We start from the raw sequence: 3,666 nt of genomic DNA, 5'->3' as shown, positions 1-3,666 counted from the left end.
CTGATCAGGATTGTTTAGTAATCGATTGGCTAGATCGGACTAAATATATACCAAACAAGGAAATACAAATTACGAATCTAGTTTAGAGACAAGCTGACCAAGTAAATAGAGTACAAAAACAAGATACTCTAATGTATTGCCGTAGCCATATATCGAGCAAGACTACAATCGATATCATCAATAATACTATCGACTGGATCATTAAAGCCGATGGAGAGTCGAATCAGACTATCTGTAATATGTAATGATTTTCTATCCTCCTCGGATAAATAGTAGTATGTAAAAGGAGCAAGCTGTTCGATATAGGTTTCCGCTGAACCAAAGTTAGAAGCAATATATGGGATTTTAAGATTGTCAATCAATTCTGATGTCTCACTTTTTGAAAGTTTGAGTTCAAAGGTCACAACACCGCCATATCCATTGGCAAAATACTTTTTTGATAATTCCCGATGAGGATGAGAATCTAACCCCAAATAATATACTTTTGAAACTAAAGGATGCGAATTTAAAAACTCAGTCAGTTTTTGACCTGAAGCATTAAGAGACTCCATTCTCAACTTAAAGGTTTTCAAGTGTTGACCCAATGTAAACACATCGCGAGGACTAGGAATGACTCCATTGATATTTCTAAAATTTCTAATTTTATCGATCGCTTCCTTTTTACCAGCAACACTTCCCAGTACTACATCAGCATGGCCATTGAGATATTTAGTACAACTATGAATTACTAAATCTGCCCCCCATAAACAGGGTTTAAAATTATAAGGGCTGGCAAAGGTACTATCGACAACGAGAAGCGTATCAGGTTCTAACAACTTTTTGATTTTTTCAATATCTGCTAGGTAAAGATGAGGGTTAGAGGGGATTTCCAAGAAGAGAAGATTAAGATCTTGACTGACTTGATCGAGTGATATCATCAACTCAGATAAATCCGAATTATCCAAAATCAAAGTTTTGAACCCAAGTTGATCAAGATTATCAAAAACACGTCTTGTGTTTTTATATAGATAGCAAGTTGTTGCGAAACAGCTTTGAGATTTTGCGAACGCCATTAAAGTACTGTAAATAGCACTCATGCCACTGGGAAAGAGTAAACAATCTTCAGCCTCATCAAGTTGGGCTAATCTTCCTTCTACTTCTTCCCAATTTGGATTATGATACCTGCCATAGCGGCCTTTTGTGATCGATCCTTCATGTAAGGCTTTGACATAAGTTTTATGGTCATCATAAAAGTAGGCTGTATTTTGATAAATCGGTGTTATAATTGAGTTAGTGTAGGATTCATGCTTTCTGACTATGCCCATTTTCTATTCCTCCTGTAAATTATTGTAATTTTGGACTTCTAGATTAGACTTTTACAAGGGCTTGATCCAACAGATTCATAGATTTTATATAAATAAGCAACAATTTCAGAAATGATGTCTGTTGTCAGATTTCCATGATGTACAATAATCCGAATAAATAGAGGAAGATTATTAAAATGATATGAATTGACTTTCATAAAGCCATCCTTAACTATCTGATCATAGATAGCGAGATTAAGTTGATCGATTTTCTCAATTTCTGCAGCCGTGTAATCTGTGATAGTTTCCTTCACTTCCATTTCTTTAGGAATAAACCATAAACCCACGTTAAAATACTGGGGTTCGACAACATATAAAACTCGCTCCGAAAGTTTGTTTATTAATTCTTCCTGATTTTCATAGTATTTTTGAATTAAATTTTGAAAGTGTTCAAGACCATGATGTTTGAACATTAGCCAGAGCTTAAAGGCATAGGCTTCTCGGGAACATTGTAAAGACTTGAGGCTGAGACTATATTTTATATTCTGGTTGCTGGTAAATAGATAATTACCATTAAGTGCTGTTACTTCATCCACTAAAACAGATTTGTCTTTCACCAGTAAGACTGAGCATAATAGAGGGGCTGAAAGAAATTTATGAAAGTCTAATACAATCGAATCTGACAAACTACTCAGCTTTCTGTAAAACGCTGCATCTTCACTAAAGTAAACCCCGCCTCCCCAAGCTGCATCAAAATGAATCCAAGGTTTAATGGCGAATTCTTGGAATATTTCCAAGATTTTTTCTACGGGATCGAAAGTTCCCAAAGTAGTCGAACCCATCACACAGCAAAAGTAAATTAGATTAAGATTATCATCTGTTATTTGGCTGACTAATTCTCTTAAATGTTCTAGATCTACGACTCCTTTTGTGGTTGTTTTAACTTTGATAATATTTTGAAGTCCACAAATTATGGCGGCTTTTTCAACAGAGTAATGAGAATGATCAGAGATCAGAATGACTGATTGTCCTAAATTAACTTTTGCTCTTTGTACCGCTAAGAATACAGATGCCAAATTAGATAACGTACCACCCGGATAAAAGATACCATCCCCTTCAGGATAACCGACTAGCGGTAACAGAGTTTCTACCATTTCTACTTCACACCGAGTAAAAATTGGCGAACATTCTTCAGTATGAATATTAGAATTAATGTAGTTAGATACGAAATCGGCAAAGACACCGATGGGGTCGGGATAGGAAAATAAGTATTTTAAGTTTTTTGGACTGTAGATATCTGGAGTAATAGACAGGGTAGACTTAACAAATTTTTCAATCCTCTCCAATCTTTCTGGTTCGGATAAAGTATAGATGCCATCCAGCATCTTCAAGCATTGATCAATGTCTTGTTCTGTTAGCATCTTAATTGTTGTACTAAGTTTAGGGTAATTCAGTCTAAGCTATCTGGATATCACCAATTCCTATCGCGATCAAGCCGCCCAGTCCGGATAAGCGGAGATCGGAGTGCAAAAATTAGCACTTGATACAGATTGTGTGAGAAAGGAAGCCTGAAAACTTTGATACATAAATATCACAACAACCTGGCTTTATAAATATGTACACTTACTTTTTTATAATAGCACATCGAATCACACGGGAAAAAAGTAGGAGCTTGATCGCCCCGTGAATTCATTCCGGAAAACCTATAGAAGCCATTTGGGATCTATGCTCATGGTCAGCAATTAGCAAAATCCTTCAGAAGAGCTTCCCCTACAGCTAATGCGCTACGCGCAGGCTACGCGAACAGCTTATGTGCTACGCACACGCTACTTGAGGTGCTATCAGGGATTAGCAATTTTTTAATGATGCGCTTACCCTGTAAAATTTTCTCTAAACTACTATAGATCTCGATCTCAACCGGAACATCTATAGGACTATCATCTTGCTTTTCCCTCGGAGTAATGCCGAGCATCATTTTGAACCAAGCCTGAGCCAACTTTTTGTAACCCTCTGAGGTTAAGTGAATACCATCCTCAAGCATGTGATCAGGGGTGAATATATCCCGGTTATCAAGAAATCGAATGTTCTTGTTTTTATAACTTTCTCCCGTCAGCAAATTTGCCAATAGGTTATTGTATTTATCAGCTTTCTGATTCTTGATAGTACCATCCTGCAGTGCAGAGGGGTTAATCGGGGGAATTGAAGAGACAAACAAATATACATTATCTGACCAGGCGAGAATTTTATCAATGAGTAAAATCATTTCATTGACCGTATCTTCAGGGCTTTCATTCTGAAAAAGGATGTCGTTTGTGCCAGCCATTAATAAAACAATATCCGGTCTTGCCTGCTTCAGCCAATCTTCTATTTCGGAGTTTAAATC

The 3,666-nt window shown here is 36.7% G+C and carries 3 protein-coding genes; all 3 read right to left on the bottom strand.

What is annotated here, in order from left to right; genetic code table 11:
• Positions 1-128: 128 nt before the first annotated feature.
• Positions 129-1,304, bottom strand: a complete 1,176-nt coding sequence (locus F6K49_RS37145; RefSeq protein ID WP_293105040.1) for a PLP-dependent transferase — start codon at positions 1,302-1,304, stop codon at positions 129-131.
• A 38-nt stretch (positions 1,305-1,342) separates the two neighbouring features.
• Positions 1,343-2,704: an aminotransferase class I/II-fold pyridoxal phosphate-dependent enzyme gene (locus tag F6K49_RS37140; protein ID WP_293105037.1), complete on the bottom strand. Its 1,362-nt coding sequence runs from the start codon at positions 2,702-2,704 to the stop codon at positions 1,343-1,345.
• Between the two features lie 374 nt (positions 2,705-3,078).
• On the bottom strand, positions 3,079-3,666 hold a 588-nt coding region (locus F6K49_RS37135; protein ID WP_293105034.1), incomplete at its 5' end, for a GDSL-type esterase/lipase family protein.

Source organism: Moorena sp. SIO3I6 (assembly GCF_010672095.1).
Note: the sequence above shows the minus strand (reverse complement) of the source record. Positions and strands in the feature narration are given on the sequence as shown.